Here is a 20579-nt window from a genome sequence, read left to right as displayed (position 1 = left end):
GGGCATCAGATTCCGTCAAAGTGGTGAGTTTATAAACGGGGTGCGCAGGGCGCGAGCGCCCTGCGTGTTCGTTCAGTGTAGGTTTAGCCCCAGCACTTTTTCAGGCCTTCGGCGGACGTCAGGGAAGGAACGCCGTCTGCAGGCTCGTCGGTGATCAATTCAACACCGGTGTTGAAGAAGTCCAGGCCGGGGGTGTTTTCGGGTTTGGAACCACTGTCGGCCCACATTTTGATTGCCTCAATACCTTTAGAGGCCATCAGCAGAGGGAACTGCATCGATGTCGCGCCGATGACACCTTCAGCGATGTTCTGGACACCCGGACAACCGCCGTCGACCGATACAATCAGTACGTCTTTTTCACGTCCGACCGACTTCAGGGCCTCGTAAGCACCCGCTGCGGCAGGTTCGTTGATGGTATAGACGAGATTGACGCCCGGGTCCTTCTGCAGAAGGTTTTCCATCGCGGTGCGGCCACCTTCTTCGTTGCCGTTGGTCACGTCGTTGCCGACAATGCGCGGATCGTCTTCGTCACCGATATCGGTCGGGTCTTTGATGTCGATACCAAAGCCCTGCAAGAAACCGTTGTTGCGAAGATAGTCGACAGAGATCTCCGATGCGTTCAGGTCAAGCAGCGCAATTTTGGCATTTGCGGCGTCAGCCCCCATTTTTGCATTGGCCCACTGGCCGATCAAAACGCCTGCTTTGAAGTTGTCTGTCGCAAAGGTCGCGTCTGCGGTATCTGCCGGCTCAAACGGAGTGTCGAGGGCGATGACCAATGCACCAGCTTCGCGAGCTTGCGTGATAACCGGCACCAGCGCGCGGCTGTCGGTCGGGGTGATCAGGATACCCTTTGCGCCCGATGCGATGCATGTTTCTACCGCAGCGACCTGCGTTTCGACGTCACCGTCGATTTTGCCTGCAAAGGTCGACAGTTCGATGCCATTGGCAGCCGCCGCCTCTGTTGCGCCTTCCTTCATTTTTACGAAGAATGGGTTGGTGTCAGTCTTGGTGATCAGGCACGCACTGGTTTCTGCGAATGCCGAACCGGCCATTACGGTTATTGCCAGAGCCGAAGTGGTCAAAAGAGTTCTCATATTCTCCTCCCAAGAGAAAACGTTTTGGTTTTCGGACAGGGCTCGTCCCCGATCCATACCTGCGGCGTAAAACCTGCAGATCTGTCTTTAAAAAGCCTGATTCGAAACGAACTGTCAATTAGTTTGTAAACTTTACTAACTAATGAGTTTGGTTTATCTTCCAATTCATACGGGAGGCAATTATGGTCCAATTTATGGACGGAGACAGCATCAGGGAACAAAGTGCAGGCGTGAACCAACGAGGTATTCGTGACCATAACGAGCGCCTGATCCTCACTGTTCTACAGCGCTACCGCGCCGCGCCCGCAGCCGATCTAGCGCGTCGGACGGGGCTGTCCAAGCCAACAGTTTCGACCATCCTGCGCAACCTTGAAGAAGATGGTCTTGTACGCCGTGGCGACCCAGTCCGGGGGAAGGTCGGCAAACCGTCTATCCCGATTGAACTGGACCCAGACGGAACCTTTTCGATTGGTCTTAAAATTGGGCGCAGAAGTGCCGATTTGTTGCTGTTGGATTTCACCGGGAAGGTGCGCGGAGAGCTTCACACGACTTATGAATATCCGATGCCCGATGCGGTTTTTGGCTTTCTGAAATCAAGCCTGGAACCTCTTCTAAACAGCATTCCTGCCAATCTTCGTAACCGCGTTTGCGGGATTGGAATTGGCACACCTTTTGAACTGTGGAAATGGCATGACCTTGTTGGACTGGCTGCCAAGAAGTTTCGTTCTTGGAAAGACATTAACTTCGCCGAAGTTGTCGCAGAGTTCAGCGATCTACCGGTTCTGGTCGTTAACGATTCCACGGGGGCGTGTCACGCCGAACAGCTTTATGGACGAGGCCGAGAGTTTCGCGATTATGCCTACTTCTTTATCGGTTCTTTTGTCGGTGGTGGGGTGGTTCTGAATGGAACAGTCTTTCAGGGGAACCAGGGAAACGCCGGGGCCTTGGGTGCGATGCGCAGCACGGGTCCGCTTGGTGAGGCGCAACAGTTGATTGATGTTGCTTCCATTCATCTCTTGGAAACGCGCCTTACCAACGCGGGCATGGACCCTTCGGTTCTTTGGCAGCAGCCGCAGGATTGGAGCGGCCTGTCGCGACACGTTGAACCTTGGATCGGCCAAACCGCTCAGGAACTTGCGAAAGCCTCTCTATCCATATGCTCAGTGATTGATTTCGAAGCGGTCTTGATCGATGGAGCGTTTCCAGCCGAGGTGCGAGACGAACTGGTCGAAAGAACTCGGCGGTATTTGGTTAACCAAGACAAACGTGGCCTAATCGAACCCAAAATCGAAGCTGGTAACGTAGGCTACAATGCAAGGGCCATTGGCGCCGCCAGCAGCCCGATATTCTCTCAGTTTCTTTTGAACACAAACGCAGGCCTCTCGGCGATCTGAAGCTTGACGAACCTTGTTCGAAGTCATTTTAAAAAGTTTTGACAGGCTAGTACCCCAAGAGGAGGACCCGTATGACGTCCCAACCTTCTGACGCCGAAACCGTTCGCCATTGGTGGCGTACATCCATCATCGATATGGAGCCTGGCCGGATCGCATTCCGCGGTCACCCGGTTGAAGATCTTATCGGGAATGTCTCGTTCCCCCAGATGATCTGGCTGATGGTTCGGGGTGATGTGCCCACGGCTGAACAGGCGGCGTTGTTCGAAACCGCTTTAGTGGCAGGTGTCGATCACGGACCGCAAGCGCCTTCGATTGCGGCAGCGCGCATGGCGGCTACTTGTGGGGTCGGGCTGAACAATGTCATGGCCACCGGGGTTAACATGTTGGGCGACGTTCATGGCGGCGCGGGCGAGCAATGTGCAGAGCTCTATTTCGACATCGCGGAACGGATCGATGATGGCGCGGCTTTGGAAGATGCCGTGCGCGATGGTTTGGACGCGTGGCGCGCCGAATACGGTAAGATCGTTTCGGGCTTCGGCCACCGTTTCCACAAGCCGGTCGACCCGCGTGCCCCGCGCCTGATGGCTTTGGTCCGCGAGGCCGCTGCAAATGGCACGGTTTCCGGTCGCTACGCAGACATCGGCGAGGCCGTTCAGGCCGAGATTGGCCGCCAGCGCGATGGCCGCGCCATTGCCATGAACATCGACGGTGCCACTGCGGTAATCTTCTGCGAACTTGGCTTCCCGGCCCCCTTGTCACGCGGCCTGTTCTGTCTGTCCCGGTCGGTGGGCGTGTTGGCCCACGGATGGGAGCAGATGCAGCAGGGTGGTCGCAACAAAGGGCCGATGCCCCCTCAGTATCTTCCGCTTTATGAAGCGAAAGATGATGAGCGTTGACCAACTGAGGACCTTCCCGCGTGTGGCTGAAGTTTTCCTGAGAGCCCGTCAGCGCGATCGGATCTATGGCCCCACCTCACCGTGATTGGTGCCATGTGCATAGCTCAATCTGTGCAGAGTTATTCCATCGAAAGCCCTGACAGCAAATTGGCGAATGACGCCCCATGCATGTCGCGGTCGTAGCGCGTTCCCTGAATTTCTGGACGTGGCAGGCTGAACTTCAGGACATTCAGGCTTGCGATCTCATACCGCTTCAAGTCGGCGGCTGTCGTACCAAGAGCGCTGGCGACGCGGTCATTATCAGCAATCTGGCAGGCTTGCTGAAAGGCCTTTTCGGTTTCGCAAAAGATGTCGATGGTCAGCCAGAATGGCCCTGCATTCTTTGACCGGATTTTCAGGGCGACGTCGGACAGGGTGGTCATGCGCTCATCTCCATGATGTCCAGACGGAAAGCCTCCATCGGGTCATCCAATTCCAGAACATGGTTCAGGCAGAACTCGTAAATCTCGCCGCGAGCCATTTCGGTGGGCGAGAAGGGAAAGGCGAAGGTTGGCATTTCTTCCTGCTCTGTCAGCGGGTGATGAAGAAGATAGGGGTTCAGGATTTTGGCCACCTCGCGCGAGGTTGCCTCTGTCTGGGCGGTGACGATCCCCATGACCCCGACCTCACTGCCAATGCGCGCGTCGGTCTCCAAGGCCCCCAAGGTGGCATCTACACCGATCAGCCGAAGCTCTAGCGTGAAAGCCTCATTGACACGTTGCCTTGCCTTGTCGGTGCATTTCTTTTCGATATCGGCAACCCATTCGCGGATATTGGCGACATAGTGCGGGTCCCGAACAAGGGCCATCGAGACGGTTTGATATCCACCGCTTCGCGACCCTTCCAGTTTGACCGTATAAGCGTCGCTTGGCACCCATTCGCTGCCCGTAACCCGGACGGTCCGGTCATCCAAGGCGGTGTAAGTTGCACTTGTCACATCCAGATGCCCACCCGGTTCGTAAAGCTGAAACGGGTTCGAATTTTCGTAAAGCATATGCGCGGAAACCGTGTAGGGCGTCGCGCGCGCCTCTTGCCCCATCGGGGTGATGGTGAACCCCGTTTCATCAAATGCGATCAGGATCGTGCCAGAGTTTGGGCTGGTGGTGGCCAGCGCGCCGCACTCGCCAATCTTGGCGCCGTGCCATGCCCCGCCGGGGTGGCAGCCGCGTGCCAGAGGCAGCGCAGCGATTGTGGCGGTATCGGTGGTACGTCCCGCGATGATGATATCGGCGCCAGTCGCCAGAGCCTTCTGGATCTGTTCGGCCCCCGCCAGCGCAACGATATTGGAACAGCTTTGAAGAAGCTCGGGCGAGATTTCGATCTCGGGCTGCAACTGCTTGATCCGGTTGTTTTGGTAGGCCGATGCCATCTTGCCCTGATCCTGTCCAGATTTCAGGACCGCGACTTTGACCGTGTCCCCCATCTCGGCGACGATTTCCTTGGTGATTTCGACCAGCCAGTCAACGGCGCTATCCGCGCCAGAGGTGCCCGCCGTGCCGATGACCAAGGGAACCCCTGCTTCAGCCCTAGCCTGCATCAGTTCGCGCCATTCCGATTTGATGGAACTCCGCGAATATTTGGAGGTGCCGGTTCCAAGGTAGTGTGGGCCGCTGTCGGTAGAACCGCCATCAATGGCGATCAGGTCGGGCTTGGCTGCGACACCGCGCGCCAAGGCCTCTCTGTCATATCCTAGTCCAAGCGCGCCAGAGGGTATCAGGATCTTGGTCAAAACGGTCTGAGCCATGCTGCCCTCGCTTGTTTTCGGAAATGATTTTGGCGACACGGGTACCAGATACACCTGACAAGCGACTGACAGGTGATTTGTCTTAGTCTTGTAGAATCGCGCTTTCCCATTCCGCGATGAAGCTGCGGTTCTTGAACTGGTCGAGATAGACCAAAAGGCCCGGCCCCAGACGGATCCGATGCAGTGCATTCTGATTGGCGTCGTCCAGCATTGTAGATTGCAGCAACGGAGAGGTTCCTCGCGGAAAGGTCTGGCTTAAGACGAAATCCAAGAAGCCTGCCGCCAGTTCCGGTTTCTCTGATGACGTCGGGATCAGCACCGTCCGCAGCATGACGATGGCAAAGTCAGAGGGCAGGATGATCGTGAAGGCATCTGACTGCGCGCTTTGCTCTGCATAGCTTGCAAGGACGTTATATGCGATCGCCAGCTCGCCGCTGACAACATCGTCAATCATGTCCGCCGTGCAGCAGTACAGTTTGGGGTCAAGCGTGCCTATGACCTCGGTCAGGCGCCAATAGGTGTCGGATGCCCGCGCGTCCTGCGTGGCGAAAAGGTAGCCCGAGCCGGACTGTCGGATGTCATAGGTGCCAACGCGTCCCCGGAAAATCTCCGGGTTCTGACGCAAGATATTGATCAACTGCTGTCGGTTTTCCGGCAGCGGCAGCCCCTCGAAGGCTTTGTTGGAAATGACGAAGGCGGCAGGTTCCTGCGTGAAGGCGAAGACCATTTCGTTCCAGACCGCCCAATCAGGAAGGTTCTGCGTTTGGCTAGAGGAATGGCGCTGCGCCAAACCGTCATTTGCCAGCTTCGTTTGCAGGTCCATCGCACTGGAGATCGCCAGATCAAATGAAAGATCTTCTTCGTACAGGGCTCGCATCAGCTCGCTTGAACTGGCCACCGTATAGTCGACAGCCACATCGGGGTGGTCTGACAGGTAAGATTGGATCATCGGTTTGAAGAACGCGATGTCAGCCGTGGAAATGATGCGAAGCACCTGTCCGGCGTCTTCGTCGCCAAAGACTGCATGGTCTTCAGCTTCGAAAGCGTTGGACAGGGTCGATAGACACATCAGCCCAAGGGAAAAGATAAGACTACGCATGCGCCGCCTCCTGTTTTGTTGCTCAGGGTCAACGTGCCCCCATGAGCGCGGACCACTTCATCAACGATGGTCAGACCCAGACCCGACCCAACGACACCTTCTGCGTTCGCGCCCCGGGCAAACCGCTCTAGAAGCTGGCCAGAGTCCAAGTCCGGAAAGCCCGGTCCTGTGTCCGAAATCTCGATCCTGATTTCCGTATCGTCTTTTTCTACCGAAACCTCGACGCTGCTGTCGCGGCTGGAGTACTTAAGCGCATTGTCCAAAAGGTTCAGCAAGGCACTTTGCAGCAAGATACTGTCGCCGCGAATGGCTGCGGGGTCCAGCCGGACGACTTTGACCTCTACTTCCCTTAGTTCCGACAGCGGTTGTAGCCGTTCGACCGTTTCCTGCGCCAACACATCAAGGTTAACAGTTTCATTGGACAGGTGATCGGTCCGGAATGAAACCATCGCGTGATCGAGCAATTGCCCGGCTGTTCGAGAGCTTTCGTCAATTGCGCGGATCATCTCGCGAACGGCTTGCCGGTTTTCAGGCTTCTCCACCCGTCGCAGGGTGATCTCTGCCTGTGTTCGGACAATGGCCAGCGGCGTGCGGACGCGGTGGGCCGCCTCGGCAATGAAATCTTCTGACCGAGACAGCGAGAGCTGCAACCGCGACATGAAGTTGTTGAGCGACGACACCAGCGGCGCCATTTCACTTGGCACCGGGGCGGCCACCGGACTTAGATCACTTGGACCGCGACGCGAAACTGACGCCGTCAACCGGTGCAGCGGACGTGTTGTGCTGCGTGCAATCAACATCGCCATCAGCGCGGACAGAACGAAAAAGCCGATGCCGACCCCGAAGGAAATACTCGAAATTCGGGTCAATGTTCTGTTCATGCCCGTCAGGGTCTGGGCCACCGAAATTTCAAGAAATGCCTGCCCCTGATCCGTCGCGAAACTGCGCCTTGTAGAGGCGATTCGGACATCCTCACCCAGATAGGCGGCAGACTGAAAGACCGTGTTGCCCCCAACATAATCGCCGGGCCGCGGCAGGTTTTCGTAGCCGGATAGGAACTCATCATTCAGTCGAATGGCATAGAAGGCACGTTCATCAGTAACGCTGTCCAGCATCGACAAGGCGGAATACGGAAGATCGATAGAAATCTCACCTCCGGTGACCCGAGCGCTGTCCAGAATGGAAATTGCCGAGGCCGCAAGGATGTTGTCCTGGCTTTCCTGCGCGATCTGTCGGGCCACCGACTGGACCACCAAATACAACAACAGGCCCACGACTGCCGCGTTGACCAGCAGCAGGATCAACAAGCGTTGACGAATAGAGCCTTTGGTCGTGGGAGCGGTCATTTCTGCTCCAACTTGTAACCCAGGCCGCGGACCGTGGTGATCGAAACGTTCGATCCTTCAAGGCATCGGCGCAGGCGACCGACGTATACCTCGATCGCATTTTCCGACGCTTCTTCGTCATAAGAGAACAGCCGATCCACCAGTTTGGGTTTCGAGAACAGTTGATTGGGTGCGTTGATGAAAACCTCGAACAGGCGCAATTCGCGCGTGCGCAGTCGCGCCTCGGTCCCGTTGATTTTCAAGGTCCCGGCCAGAGAATCATATTCCAGATCTCCGAAGGCAATCACGTTGCGCGCTTCGCCCCCACGACGTCGCAGCACAGCGCGACAGCGGGCTTCCAGTTCAGAAAAGTCGATGGGTTTGACCATGTAATCGTCCGCCCCAAGGTCCAGCAAACCGACCCGGTCCGACACCTCGGAACGCGCCGTCAGCACGATGACAGGGGTGCGGGATTTGGCCTCTCGGTGGCGCGCTAGGAAGCTGCGCCCGTCACCATCAGGCAGCATAATATCTAATAAAATCAAATCGTAATCGGTTGTGGCGCTAAAGTCCTGCGCGGTCGCAAGATCTTCGGCATGGTCCACCACGTGACCGTCAAGGCTCAGCCGGTCCACAACGGCGCGCGCCAGTGCTTCATTGTCTTCGATCAGCAGGTAGCGCATTGCCGGAAATCACTCTCTTTGTTTGTGTCAGGTACGTGTCAGATTGTTTTGGCACCTTCCCGGAACATGAGCGGCCTAAGTCGCCGTTGTCAAATGGGAGGAAATTCACATGACATTCAAATTGGGCCGTCGCGCCCTGATCGCTGCTGCCGCTTCGTTTAGCCTGGCTGGTCCGCTGATGGCGGGTGGTCATCAGGTTGTAGACAGCATCCACTTCCTGATCCCCGGCGGCGCAGGCGGCGGCTGGGACGGCACTGCCCGTGGTACCGGCGAGGCGCTGACCGGCGCAGGTCTGGTTGGCTCTGCATCCTATGAGAACATGTCGGGTGGCGGCGGTGGTAAAGCCATCGGTTACCTGATCGAGAACGCAGCCAGCAACCACGGCACCCTGATGGTCAACTCGACCCCGATCGTGATCCGCTCGCTGACCGGTGTGTTCCCGCAAAGCTTCCGCGACCTGACACTGGTTGCAGGCACCATCGGTGACTACGCCGCGCTGGTTGTTGCAGCAGACAGCGACATTCAGGACGTGAATGGTCTGATCAGTGCGTTCAACGCAGATCCGTCCAAGGTAGCAGTTGGTGGCGGCTCGGTTCCGGGTGGTATGGATCACCTTGTTGCCGCGATGGTCTTCCAGGCCGCGGGCGCTGACCCGGTTGCGATGAAATACGTCCCCTATGACGGTGGTGGCGCCACGATGGCCGGCCTGCTGTCGGGTGAGGTTCAGGCAGTCTCTACCGGCTTCTCGGAAGCAGTTGAGCTGGCCAAGGCTGGCGAAGTGCGCATCATCGGTGTGACTGCATCCGAACGTGTTGACGCCTATGCTGACGCTCCGACCATGGTCGAGCAAGGCAACGACACCACCTTCGTCAACTGGCGTGGTTTCTTCGCGGCTCCGGGTCTGCCGGACGACAAGCTGGCCATGTACCAGGACGCGATCGCCAAGATGTATGACACTGAAGAGTGGGAAGCCGTTCGTGCCCGCAACGGTTGGGTAAACATCCACAACCCCGGCGACGACTTCCGCAGCTTCCTGGAAGATCAGGAAAAGGTCATTGGCGACCTGATGCGCAAGCTTGGCTTCCTTTGATCTGACGATCACTGGCTAAAACAACGATGCGGCTGGGTTCGCCCTGCCGCATTTTTTCCAAATAAGGGAGGGGACAATGGCGATAGATCGCTGGATTGCGCTGGTCATTTTGCTGATTTGCTTGGCTTATGGCTATGCCGCCTTTTTCACCATGGATCAGCTTCTGCCACCGATCATGAAGCAACGGCCCATCTGGCCCTCGACCTTCCCGAAGGTTCTGGCGGTTGGCGGGATCCTTTTGTCGCTCAGCATCGTTCTTGGCATCGAGAAGTCCCCGACCAAGAAAGAGGCCGCTGATATCAACCTTGCGAACCTTGGCGAATACAAGGTTGGTCAAGCGCTGATGTTGCTGGGTCTGATGGTGGCCTATGCCCTGCTGCTGCGCCCCTTGGGCTTTTTGGGGTCAACCTTCCTGTTCCTGTTCGTTGGCAGTTTCATCCTGGGAGAGCGTCGATACGTCCTGATGGCGGTGGTCTCTGCCATTGCTGCTGGTTTTATCTGGTATCTGGTCGACGCCGTGCTTGGCATCTTCCTAAGCCCACTACCCGCTATGTTGAACGGAGGCTGACATGCTTGAAGGACTGATGACCGGCCTTGCAACGGCCTTTACCTTTACAAACATTCTGATGGTGATCGGCGGCTGTCTGATCGGCACATTTATCGGCATGCTGCCGGGTCTTGGCCCGATGTCGATTATCGCGATCATGATCCCCGTAGCTATCACCATCGGTGACCCTTCTGCCGCACTGATCCTGCTGGCGGGCGTGTATTACGGGGCCGTCTTCGGCGGCTCGACCTCTTCGATCCTGATCAACGCGCCGGGGGTCGCATCAACCGTGGCCACCAGCTTTGACGGCTATCCGATGACCCGACAGGGCAAGGCTGGCAAGGCGCTGACCGTCGCCGCGATCTCTAGCTTTGCAGGCGGCACCATTGGCGCCGTGCTACTAATGATCTTTGCCCCGGCGCTGGCCTCTGTCGCGCTGTTGTTCCATTCGTCTGAATACTTCGCTTTGATGGTTGTCGGCCTTTCGGCCATCGCGGCCTTTGCCGGAACCGGACAGGTGACCAAGGCGCTGCTAATGACCTTCCTTGGCCTGATCATGGCCACCGTCGGCGAAGGCGTTCTATTCAACGCTCCACGCTTCACGATGGGGATCATGGACCTGCAATCAGGCTTTGGTTTCATCACGCTTGCCATGGCGCTGTTTGCCCTGCCCGAGGCTATTTTCCTTGTGCTGGATCCCAATCGCTCGAAATCCGCGGATGGCAGCGACAATTCCGAGATCAAGGATCTGCGCATCACCAGGGACGAGGCGCGCCGGATCACCCCGGTGATTGGTCGCCAGTCGCTGCAGGGGTTCTTCATCGGCGTTCTGCCGGGTGCAGGGGCCACGATCGCGTCTTTCCTTGGCTATGCGGTTGAACGCAACATCGCCTCGAAAGAGGAACAGGAACAGTTCGGCAAGGGATCCGTCAAAGGCATCGCCGCACCCGAAAGCGCCAATAACGCGGCCTGTACCGGGTCGTTCGTGCCGCTGCTGACACTGGGGATTCCGGGCTCCGGGACCACGGCGATCCTGCTTGGTGCGCTGATCGCGCTGAACGTATCGCCGGGGCCACGCCTGATGGTGGACGAGCCGCAGATCTTCTGGGCGGTCATCATCTCGATGTATCTGGGCAACCTTGTGCTGCTGATCCTGAACCTGCCGCTGATCCCTTATATCGCCAAGGTTCTGGCTGTTCCGCGGAACTTCCTGATCCCGTTCATTTTGTTCTTCACCCTGATGGGGGCCTATATCGGGCAGAACAACGCGACAGAGCTGCTGATCCTCGTTGGCTTTGGTGTCTGCGCGACTTTGCTGCGCTTTGCCGACTATCCGCTGGCGCCGCTGCTGATCGGTTTCATCCTTGGTCCGCTTCTAGAGAACAACTTCTCCCGCGCGATGCAGCTTTACGATGGTGTTGGCTTCATCTGGGATCGTCCCATGACACTGGCCCTGCTGGTGCTTGCGGTTATCCTTGTCGTGCTACCCAGCTATCGCCAGCGCCGAGCACGTGACCGCGCCGAAGGGGTGGCCGAAGGTGATTGATCCGCTGGCTGGGGTCCGTGTCCTTGACCTGACGAATGTCTTGGCCGGACCCTACTGCTGCTATCAGCTTGCCCTTATGGGGGCAGAGGTCATCAAGGTCGAACGTCCCGGCTCTGGCGATCTTGCGCGGGTGCTGGGCGCCGACCCGGCCCGTAACAAGGCGGGTATGGGGATCAGCTTCTTGGCGCAGAACGCCGGCAAGAAATCCGTAACACTCGACATGAAGGCCGAACGGGGCAAAGAGCTGCTGAAACAGCTTGTCCGTTCTGCCGATGTGCTGGTCGAGAACTTTCGTCCGGGCGTCATGGACCGTCTGGGTCTTGGGCATCAGGTCCTGCGGCAAGAAAACCCCAATCTGATCTATTGTGCGATCAGTGGGTTTGGGCAGGATGGGCCTCGGAAGGACGACCCGGCCTACGACCAAATTGTTCAAGGCATCAGCGGTGTCATGTCGATCACTGGGGCCCCCGATACTGCGCCCTATCGCGTTGGGTATCCGCTGGCAGACACGGTGGGTGGTTTGACCGCGGCCTTCGCGATTGCCGCCGCGTTGAACGCCAACCCGCGTGGCACCTTTCTGGATATCTCGATGACCGAGGCTGTGATCTCGACCATGGGTTGGGTGGTTTCGAACCACCTGATTGGTGGCGTGCCCCCGGCGGCCCACGGGAATGAAAACACCACCTCGGCCCCGTCAGGCACGTTCCAAACCGCCGATAACCCGATCAACATTGCGGCCAATCGTGATGAACAATGGCAGGCATTGGCGCGGCATCTGGGACGGGACGATCTGTTGGAACACCCGGATTACACCACCCGAGAGCATCGCAAACGCAATCGCCACGCCTTGCGGGACGAGCTGGAAAAGACGCTGAGATTGCGACCTGCCGCCGATTGGGTGGCAGAGCTGAACGCAATCAGTGTACCAACCGGTCCGGTTCTTGGGCTTCCAGAAGCTTTGGACGATCCTCAAATCGCAGGCCGGGGACTGATCGACACGATCCAGATGGGAGAGGAACAGCTTCGTCTCTCCGGCAGCCCGATTATCACCGACGGATCCCGGCCCAAGGCGAAAACCGCGCCACCGGCACTGGGCGCCGACAACACCTCTGTATGGTCCGAAATTGGCCTGACAGAACAAGAGATCGACAGCCTGACACAACAGGGGATCATCTAAGCGAAGGCTTCAGGTCAGAATTCAGCGGAACGGGCCCTGAAGTCTGTGACGGCAAAGTCGATCAAAGCACGCGTTTTGCGGGGCAGGTCATGGCCTTCCAGATATACCGCATTCACGCGGATGGTTTCGCTGGCGTAATCGGTCAGAAGTTCCGTCAGCCTGCCCGCGGCCAAGTGGTCCTGCAATGCAAACGCGGGCGAGAACACGACCCCGTGTCCGGCTACGGCCAGTTCGCTGGCGGCTCTTGCAGAGTTCACGCTGAACCGCCCCGACAGGCTGATCCGGTCTTCCTTGTCGTCCTTCCAGAAGGACAGCTTGCGCAGGTCCCGGCGATTGTTGTCGATAATCCCAGCATGTTTGGCCAAGTCGTTTGGGGTTACCGGTGCGCCGTGTTTGGCAAGGTAATCGGGGCTGGCCGCCACGACCGAACGCACCTCTCCAAGCTTACGGGATTTCAGGGACAAGACATCTGATCGGCCCAGTCGAAACGCGACGTCGATCCCGCCCGCAGCCAGATCGACATATCGGTCGTCCAATTGCAGATCGATGGTCAGATCTGGATGAGAGGCCGCAAACCGTCCCAACATGCCGGTGATATAAAGCTCACCAAAGGTAACGGGCGCCGACACGCGCAAAACGCCCGAGAACCCGCGGGATTCTTCCGTCATGTCGGCCAGAATGTCGTCGAGTGAATCCAACAGTGCGGGGGCCCTTGCCAAAAGGCTCTCTCCTGCCGGCGTCAGACCAACCTTGCGCGTGGTACGCTGAAACAGGCGCGTGCCAAGGCGAACCTCTAGCTCTCCGACGTATTTGGACGTCAGCCGGTTAGAGATGCCCAGTTGGCTGGCAGCTTCCGTGAAAGACCCGGTTTGCGCTGTGGCGACAAAGGCGCGAAGCCCGTCAATCAGATCCATGTGACGCTTCCATTAAGAACAATATGGCGAAAGTCATTCAATACCTTCGCCATTTTGTTCCGTCGTTGCAAGTCCTAGGTTCCTTGCAGAATAGGAACGACACCCGTTGATGGAGACGACAAATGACCGATCAAACGACTCATAATACCTCTGCTGATTACGCAGCGCTTGTTCTGCGCGTGACCAGTGGTTCGCTGATGATTGCCCACGGCCTGCTGAAGGTGAACGTGTTCACCATTGCTGGCACCGTTGGCTACTTTGAAAGCCTCGGCCTGCCGGGCCTCTTTGCATACCTGACCATTCTGGCCGAACTGGCTGGTGGCGCCGCGCTTATCCTTGGCGTTGCTGTTCGCCCTGTGGCCCTTGCACTGCTTCCGATTTTGATCGGAGCCACTTGGGTGCATGCAGGCAATGGCTGGCTGTTCTCGGCAGAGGGCGGTGGCTGGGAATTCCCACTTTTCTGGGTAGCGGCGCATGTTGCGATTGCCCTGTTGGGTCGTGGCGCGTTTGCCCTGAAGCTGCCGGTTCTTGACCGAACCCTTGGTCAATTCGCCTGAACCCTGCACACTGGGGTCGCCTAGGGCGGCCCCTTTTCTATTCGGAGACCTGCGATGAGCGTTACCCAATCCCTGCAGAATCTGCGTGACAGCCTGAACCCAAGCGCGCGCATGCCGTTGGTGTTTCTTGGCCATGGCAGCCCGATGAATGTCCTTGAAGACAATGCCTACAGCCGGGCCTGGACTGAACTTGGGCAGGCCTTGCCACGCCCCAAGGCGATCCTTGTGGTCTCCGCGCATTGGATGACCAAAGGTTCGACGCTGGTGGATGTCTCTGCCGCGCCGCGCACGATCCACGACTTCTATGGGTTCCCCCAGCCCTTGTACGAGATGACCTATCCTGCTCCCGGCGACCCAACGCTTGCCCGAGAAGTTGTGTCGCTGCTTGCCAGCCATCACGCCGAAGAGGACGAACAATGGGGTCTGGACCACGGCGCATGGGCAGTGCTGAAATACCTCTACCCCGAAGCTGATGTTCCGGTGTTCCAGCTGTCAATCGACATGACCAAGGACCTGGACTGGCATCTGGAGATTGGCAAGACGCTCTCGCAACTTCGCGATCGGGGTGTCCTGATCTTGGCGTCAGGCAACGTGGTGCATAATCTACGCGCGATGCAACCCGGCGGCACGCCGCACGATTTCGCGGTCGAGTTCGACCAGCTGTTCAAAAACCGTCTGGAAGAACGCGATTTCGCAGCCCTAACCGACCGTGCCGCACTTGGCAGCCTGTTGCGGATGGCCCATCCCACCGTGGACCACTATTTGCCGGCACTGACAGTGGCCGGTGCCTCGGATGCTCGTGACCAATTGACCTTCATGACAGACCAGATCGACCTTGGATCGGTCTCTATGCGGTCCTTCGTCTATCACAGCTAAAGCTCTGGGCGCCTACTCTCCGTAGGGCACCCAGATGTTTTTGACCTGCGTTGCCTTCTGCAAGAAGGCCCGCCCCTGACCATCCGGGCCGGTGAAGTCACGCAACCCGGCCACTTCGGCCCATGTCTGCTTCAGGTTTCCGGCGCTTTCAGCTTCGACCATCGCGCAGCCCTGTGGGGTGCCAAAGAACCACATGGCCGCCACGTCATCATGCGCGGCCAGTGTCTTGGCCAGCTCGTCGCGGGGACCGGTGACGATGTTGACGACCCCGGCAGGAACGTCTGACGTCTCCAGCACCTGATACAGGTCCGTGACAGACAAGGGATGGCTTTGCGAGGGGATCGCGACCACGGAATTGCCCATGGCAATGGCGGGCAGCACCAACGAGGCGAACCCAAGCAGCGGCAAGCGATCCGGGCAGGCAACCCCGACGACCCCGATAGGCTCGTGCATGGCAAGGGTGACATAGGACGACTGGGTTGAATGCACGGCCCCGTCGAACTTGTCCGCCTGCGCGGCGTACCAGAAGCAGCGGCGCAGGGTCAGGTCGACCTCTTGCTCTGCCTGTTCGGCTGGCATCTTGAAGCTGTGCAGCCGTTCGATGAATTCGGTGCGGCGGGCAGAAAGGTTCTCGGCCAGATAGTACAGAACCTGTGCCCGGTTGTGGCCGGTGGCCTTTCCCCAGCCCGATGCTTTATGCGCCGCTTCCACCGCGTTCCGGATGTCTTTGCGGCTGCCAAGTCCTGCCAGACCTTTGGCCCCGTGCGAGCCATGAACCGGGTAGACATAGCCGCTGTCAGGCCGCGCCTGTTTGCCACCGATATACATCTTGGCGGTACGGTCGATGGTGGTGGCCGACATCTGCGTTCCCGGCGCCGCCTCGGGCGCTTTGGCTTCGGGTTCGGGCTCGCCAAGCTGTTTCAGCGGTGATTTGAGGTAAGCCCCCATGCCTTCGCGCCCACCTTCGCGGCCAAAGCCGCTTTCGCGGTAGCCGCCAAAGCCGGCGGCGGCGTCGAACAGGTTCGTTGCGTTCACCCAGACGACGCCTGCCTGAACCTTGGCCGCGATATCCAGCGCAAGGTTCACATTCTCTGACCAGACCGACGCGGCCAGCCCATAGGCGGTGCTGTTGGCCAGTGCCACAGCGTCTTCCGGAGTGCGGAAGGTGGTCAGCGTCACGACAGGGCCAAAGACCTCTTCGGTGGCAAGGGTCGAGGCGGGCTCTACCCCTTCGGCGATGGTCGGCGGGAAGAAACAGCCCTCGGGCGCAGTGCCTTGGGTCAGCGTTGCGCCCTCTTCGACGCCTTTGCCCACAAGGTCGCGAATGCGGTCCAGCTGAACCGGATGCACAATCGCCCCCATGTCGATGGACTTGTCCAGCGGGTTGCCGACACGCAGTTTTTGCATGCGGGCTTTCAGTAATTCGGTGAAACGCGGTGCCACGGCCTCGGCCACCAAGATACGAGAGCCCGCGCAGCAAACCTGACCTTGGTTGAACCAGATGGCGTCCACCACGCCTTCGACGGCAGCGTCCAGATCGGCATCAGCGAAGACGATGAAGGGGGACTTTCCGCCCAGTTCCAGCGTCAGGGGAATGCCGCGTCCGGCGGTTTGCTTGCGGATCACGCGGCCCACTTCGGTAGAGCCCGTAAAGGCGACCTTGTCGATACCGGAATGGCCGACAAGCTCTGCCCCGGTTTCGCCGTCGCCGGTCAGGATATTTAAAACACCCTTCGGCAGGCCAACCTCTTGTGCGATTTTGCCAAAGGCCAGTGCGGTCATCGGCGTGTATTCTGCGGCTTTCAGAACAACAGTATTCCCCGCCGCCAGTGCCGGGGCCACTTTCCAAGCCAGCATCAACAGCGGGAAGTTCCACGGGATAATCTGCGCGCAGACCCCATGCGGTTGCTGGCCGGGAAATTCATCTTCCAGCAGCTCGGCCCACCCGGCGTGATGATAGAAATGACGGGCCACCAGCGGCACGTCGATATCCCGCGTCTCGCGGATCGGCTTGCCGTTGTCCAACGTCTCTAGCACGGCAAGGAAACGGGCGTGCTGCTGCACGTGGCGCGCAATCGCGTAAAGGTACTTGGCCCGTTCGTGGCCCGACAGCGCGGCCCAACCGGTTTGCGCGGCTCGTGCGGACTCGATCGCCGTCTTCACGGCCTCGGGGTCGCCTTGGCTGACCTTGGCAATGACCTTGCCAGTGGCCGGGCTTTCCACGTCGAACAGGTCCTCGGGTGCGGTAAAAGCCCCGTTGATGAAATGCCCGAAGCCTGCGCTGTTCTCAGCCAGCCAGCTTTCCACGACCCGGGCGTCCTCGGCCGCGGGCCCATAGTCCAGATTGTCCAGAATGTCGGATACAGACGGCATGATCGCTCCTTAAGCCAAAGCGTGGCGATGGGCGGCGGCATAGCGCCCGGTGACGTGATGTTCGAGCTGGCGTTCCACATCACCCAGCATCGACGAGGCCCCAAGCCTGAACAGGTCCGGTTGCAGCCAGCGGTTGCCCATTTCCTCTTTCATGAGGATCTGCCAGGCGATTGCGTCCTTGGCGGTCTTCATGCCGCCAGCGGGTTTGAAGCCCACCATGTGGCCCGTCGCATCGCCGTAGTCGCGCAGGGCGCGAACCATGGTCAGCGACACGGGCAGGGTCGCATTGACGCCTTCCTTGCCGGTCGAGGTCTTGATGAAATCAGAGCCCGCCTGCATGGCCACCATCGAGGCCGCGTAGACATTGCGCAGCGTTTGCAGGTCGCCGGTGGCGAGAATGGCCTTCAGATGCGCGTCGCCACAGGCCTCGCGCATGGCGGCGACCTCGTCATAGAGCGCCTGCCAGTTCTGGGTCAGCACGTGTTCGCGGGTGATGACGATGTCGATTTCGGTTGCGCCTTGGGCAACGGCCCAACGGATTTCCTCTAGCCGCAGGTTCAGGGGCATCAGCCCCGCCGGGAACCCCGTGGCAACAGAGGCGACAGGAATATTCGTCCCCTCCAGCGCCTTTACCGCGTGGGGAACCATCGTGGGATAGACGCAGACCGCGCCGGTATGCAGGCTGTCCAGACCAAGCCCGTCCAGAATATGCGAGGCAATCGGTTGGCGTGCTTTGGCGCACAGACGGCGAACCCGACCCGCAGTGTCGTCGCCAGCCAAAGTCGTCAGGTCAATGCAGCGGATCGCATTGACCAGCCATGCGGCCTGAAACTCTTTCTTCACCGTCCTGCGCGTGGTCAGCTGCGCCGCGCGACGCGCGGCTGCGGTGCGGTTGACCGGATGGCCTTCGAACATCGCTGTGTCCAAAGCCATGCCCGGATTTCGCGGAAAACTATTGTGCCCTGGGGCCATGTCATGTGCTCCTTCAACCGCGCCAGGATAATCGCGGTGCGACTCTCAGGTTACGCAAAACGCGTCAGGAGATCATGCACTAACTGCACGCCCTGCGCCACCTGCCGTGACGTTCTTGGACTTAGAATTGCTGCAGGGGCCGCGCCCCTTGGCGGATCAGGCCTTCTTTAGCATCGGGCCCAGATTGCGCCCTGCACAGATGTGGACATGCAAATGGAACACATCCTGGATCGCATCATTGCCCGCGTTGGCCAGCAGACGATACCCGTTTCCACCTTCACCCGGCTCCACGCCCAGCATTTTGCAGATCTTTCCGATCGCGCGCGTATAGTCGATGATCTCGGCGTCCGAGGCTTCGTTCGCAAAGTGGTCATAGTTCACATAGGCGCCCTTGGGGATCACCAGAACATGTTCGGGTGCTTGCGGTGCGATATCGCGAAAGGCCAGAGTGTGCTCTGTCTCTAGCACGGTAGAGTTTGGAATCTCTCCGCGCAGGATTTTCGCGAAAATATTCTGGTCGTCGTAGGAATAGGCCATGGGTCCCTCAGTCGGCATAAATGTGATCGGCACTCGCGATCTTTCGGGCGGTATCCTGCGGTAAGGTCAGGAAGGCAGCAAGCGCATTTGTGTTCTCTTCTGGCGAGACCCACTCGCGGATGCGATATGCGTTGGGAAAGTCGGCCTCTTTCAGGCGTTCGCTTTCATAAACCACGTCATAGCGGATGGTGGGCATCAGGCGGTCGATGGATTCATCGGGGGTCTTTGGTGCGATCAGCCCGACGCGACGCGCATGACCCATCAGGTATTCGTCGGTGAAGTTACACTCGATCTCCAAAAGGCGCGTGGTGCACCGGTCGGAATAGAAATCCTGAATCAGATCAAGGTTCTTTGGGTCCAGACAGATCAACAGACGGTCGGTGTCATAGTGATCCATCAGCATCCGCACCAAGGCGCGACGGTGGCGGGTACGCTTGGCAAGGGTCGACTCCACACCGCCCAGATCGGGCATCGCGGTGTCTTCTTCGTCAAACAGGTATTCGACCATCGGCAGGTTCATTTGCGGTGCGATCTGATGCAGCAACCGCTTGGCCACGTGCCATTTCTTGCAGGTCACGATCAGCAACTCGCGAGAGCGGCCAAGGCTGGATTCGGCCTCCCAGAACCGTTGCGCATAGCGCCGGCCGATCCGCCCACGTCCGGTCAGGAACGCGTGCATCCGCGGCCCCTCGTTCGAGATCGCGAACTGTGCCTCGTCGTCGGAATAAAGCGCACCAAGCTTGCCCTTCAGCTTTGTTGCCTCGGGCGAGATCTTGCGGGCAAACAGGCTGTCCTGCGCCATAAGCATCTCGTACTGGTCGTCATAGAAATTCACCGGCATGCCGTAGTCGGTGAACAGCAGAAAGGTCAGGGTCCGGCATTCGATCTGCGGCTCGGGGATCAGGTGCCAAACAAGGGTCTGGAAAAAGGTCTCGTCCGGGATCCAAGTAGTTTTGAAGAATTTCTTGATATCCGGCCGTTCGCGAACGAAGTCCAGCAAGGCCTCGACCGTGCGGCGGCGCAGGCACCACCACTGGCTGCCGATGCGCACGCGGATATCCTTGGGTACTTCGCGCGACAGGCCCAGACGGCGTTGCCATTCCAAAGACTGATAGAACAACCACTTCTGGCCGCGTTCGTTGAAGAAATGCCGGTAATGCAGCCGGTCTTCTTTCATGCCGGTCTTGATCCAGTCCGAAGAAAAGAAGTCATGCCCTTCGACAAAATCCTTGTCGTTCCGGTCTAGAAAATCGTGGATATAGACCGAGGATTTGATCGGCATGCAGTCGCCCGACAGCATGTAGAAATGCGTCGCATCATGGAACTTGGCTTCAGCAGCCTCTACCGCGTAAAGCGAGGCCTGCACCAGCGACCATTCCCCCCATCCGCAGCTGATCCGGCGGCGGGCGAAAACCACGTTCGGGTTGTCACCCAAAGCGGCCTGAATTGCCCTGAAGTCTTCTGCACGTGCACTGGAATCGAAATGGATCGCGATATAATCGCCTGTCGCCGTAAGCCGCTCTGCCTGAGCGATGATGGCTTTGGGGTCCTTGTGGCACAGCAAGATGTAGGCAATTTTCGCCATAAGGTGCGTCGGGCCTCATTTTTTCGCGTTTCAAATTGCTGCTTACGCGAACATGCGTTGATAAAACAGCCGTTTTTTGTTTCTTTACGCCACAACAGTTACGACAAATTCATATTGAGTGCATCAGGAGT

The 20579-nt window shown here is 58.5% G+C and carries 19 protein-coding genes; 8 read left to right on the top strand and 11 right to left on the bottom strand.

The window, feature by feature from the left end:
• Positions 1–83: 83 nt before the first annotated feature.
• A complete protein-coding gene (locus CLM58_RS01665; RefSeq protein ID WP_095594785.1) occupies positions 84–1094 on the bottom strand; it encodes a sugar ABC transporter substrate-binding protein in 1011 nt (336 codons plus the stop codon).
• Between the two features lie 194 nt (positions 1095–1288).
• On the opposite strand from CLM58_RS01665, the gene CLM58_RS01660 reads away from it, so the two are divergent.
• Together CLM58_RS01660 and CLM58_RS01655 are read left to right on the top strand one after the other, a co-directional pair.
• Positions 1289–2488 carry an ROK family transcriptional regulator gene (locus CLM58_RS01660; RefSeq protein WP_095594784.1) on the top strand — a complete coding sequence of 400 codons (1200 nt, stop codon included), beginning with the start codon at positions 1289–1291 and terminating at the stop codon, positions 2486–2488.
• 71 nt (positions 2489–2559) lie between these two features.
• Positions 2560–3384 carry a citryl-CoA lyase gene (locus tag CLM58_RS01655; protein ID WP_095594171.1) on the top strand — a complete coding sequence of 275 codons (825 nt, stop codon included), beginning with the start codon at positions 2560–2562 and terminating at the stop codon, positions 3382–3384.
• Positions 3385–3503: 119 nt separating this feature from the next.
• Here CLM58_RS01655 and CLM58_RS01650 read toward each other — a convergent pair whose 3' ends face one another.
• The 5 genes from CLM58_RS01650 to CLM58_RS01630 all read right to left on the bottom strand — a co-directional run bounded on the left by CLM58_RS01650 (position 3504) and on the right by CLM58_RS01630 (position 8274).
• Complete coding sequence (locus CLM58_RS01650) at positions 3504–3806, bottom strand: DUF4387 family protein (protein ID WP_095594170.1); 303 nt, start codon at positions 3804–3806, stop codon at positions 3504–3506.
• Positions 3803–5167, bottom strand: coding sequence for an acyclic terpene utilization AtuA family protein (locus CLM58_RS01645; RefSeq protein WP_095594169.1), 1365 nt, complete (start codon positions 5165–5167; stop codon positions 3803–3805). The genes CLM58_RS01650 and CLM58_RS01645 overlap by 4 nt, the downstream gene beginning before the upstream one ends.
• 82 nt (positions 5168–5249) lie before the next feature.
• On the bottom strand, positions 5250–6266 hold the full coding sequence (locus tag CLM58_RS01640) for an ABC transporter substrate-binding protein (RefSeq protein WP_095594168.1): 1017 nt from the start codon (positions 6264–6266) through the stop codon (positions 5250–5252).
• Positions 6236–7612 (bottom strand): sensor histidine kinase, encoded by a 1377-nt coding sequence (locus tag CLM58_RS01635; RefSeq protein ID WP_095594167.1) that lies wholly within the window; start codon positions 7610–7612, stop codon positions 6236–6238. The genes CLM58_RS01640 and CLM58_RS01635 overlap by 31 nt, the downstream gene beginning before the upstream one ends.
• Positions 7609–8274, bottom strand: a complete 666-nt coding sequence (locus CLM58_RS01630) for a response regulator transcription factor (RefSeq protein ID WP_095594166.1) — start codon at positions 8272–8274, stop codon at positions 7609–7611. The genes CLM58_RS01635 and CLM58_RS01630 overlap by 4 nt, the downstream gene beginning before the upstream one ends.
• Positions 8275–8383: 109 nt before the next feature.
• Between CLM58_RS01630 and CLM58_RS01625 the strand changes: the two genes are divergently transcribed.
• The 4 genes from CLM58_RS01625 (at position 8384) to CLM58_RS01610 (ending at position 12634) form a co-directional block, all read left to right on the top strand.
• On the top strand, positions 8384–9364 hold the full coding sequence (locus CLM58_RS01625; RefSeq protein ID WP_095594165.1) for a Bug family tripartite tricarboxylate transporter substrate binding protein: 981 nt from the start codon (positions 8384–8386) through the stop codon (positions 9362–9364).
• Between the two features lie 76 nt (positions 9365–9440).
• Positions 9441–9932 (top strand): tripartite tricarboxylate transporter TctB family protein, encoded by a 492-nt coding sequence (locus tag CLM58_RS01620; RefSeq protein ID WP_095594164.1) that lies wholly within the window; start codon positions 9441–9443, stop codon positions 9930–9932.
• 1 nt (position 9933) lies between these two features.
• The gene (locus CLM58_RS01615) at positions 9934–11457 is read left to right on the top strand and encodes a tripartite tricarboxylate transporter permease (RefSeq protein ID WP_095594163.1); all 1524 of its coding nucleotides are present in this window, start codon (positions 9934–9936) and stop codon (positions 11455–11457) included.
• Entirely contained in the window at positions 11423–12634 is a 1212-nt protein-coding gene (locus CLM58_RS01610) for a CaiB/BaiF CoA transferase family protein (RefSeq protein ID WP_233132957.1), read from the top strand. Before CLM58_RS01615 ends, CLM58_RS01610 begins: the two co-directional genes overlap by 35 nt.
• Before the next feature lie 14 nt (positions 12635–12648).
• Here CLM58_RS01610 and CLM58_RS01605 read toward each other — a convergent pair whose 3' ends face one another.
• Entirely contained in the window at positions 12649–13548 is a 900-nt protein-coding gene (locus CLM58_RS01605; RefSeq protein WP_095594162.1) for a LysR family transcriptional regulator, read from the bottom strand.
• Between the two features lie 122 nt (positions 13549–13670).
• Here CLM58_RS01605 and CLM58_RS01600 point away from each other — a divergent pair, with 122 nt between their 5' ends.
• Together CLM58_RS01600 and ygiD are read left to right on the top strand one after the other, a co-directional pair.
• On the top strand, positions 13671–14105 hold the full coding sequence (locus CLM58_RS01600) for a DoxX family protein (protein ID WP_095594161.1): 435 nt from the start codon (positions 13671–13673) through the stop codon (positions 14103–14105).
• 54 nt (positions 14106–14159) lie between these two features.
• A complete protein-coding gene (gene ygiD, locus CLM58_RS01595; RefSeq protein WP_095594160.1) occupies positions 14160–14981 on the top strand; it encodes a 4,5-DOPA-extradiol-dioxygenase in 822 nt (273 codons plus the stop codon).
• A gap of 12 nt (positions 14982–14993) precedes the next feature.
• Here ygiD and CLM58_RS01590 read toward each other — a convergent pair whose 3' ends face one another.
• From CLM58_RS01590 to CLM58_RS01575, 4 genes are all read right to left on the bottom strand, one after another.
• Complete coding sequence (locus CLM58_RS01590) at positions 14994–17354, bottom strand: aldehyde dehydrogenase family protein (protein WP_095594159.1); 2361 nt, start codon at positions 17352–17354, stop codon at positions 14994–14996.
• 9 nt (positions 17355–17363) lie between these two features.
• Positions 17364–18326, bottom strand: a complete 963-nt coding sequence (gene deoC / locus CLM58_RS01585; protein WP_095594158.1) for a deoxyribose-phosphate aldolase — start codon at positions 18324–18326, stop codon at positions 17364–17366.
• A 156-nt stretch (positions 18327–18482) separates the two neighbouring features.
• The gene (locus tag CLM58_RS01580) at positions 18483–18863 is read right to left on the bottom strand and encodes an HIT domain-containing protein (RefSeq protein ID WP_095594157.1); all 381 of its coding nucleotides are present in this window, start codon (positions 18861–18863) and stop codon (positions 18483–18485) included.
• A 7-nt stretch (positions 18864–18870) separates the two neighbouring features.
• On the bottom strand, positions 18871–20448 hold the full coding sequence (locus tag CLM58_RS01575) for a DUF5928 domain-containing protein (protein WP_095594156.1): 1578 nt from the start codon (positions 20446–20448) through the stop codon (positions 18871–18873).
• Positions 20449–20579: the final 131 nt, after the last annotated feature.

The organism is Actibacterium pelagium (assembly GCF_002285415.1).
Lineage (GTDB): Bacteria > Pseudomonadota > Alphaproteobacteria > Rhodobacterales > Rhodobacteraceae > Actibacterium_B > Actibacterium_B pelagium.
Note: the sequence above shows the minus strand (reverse complement) of the source record. Positions and strands in the feature narration are given on the sequence as shown.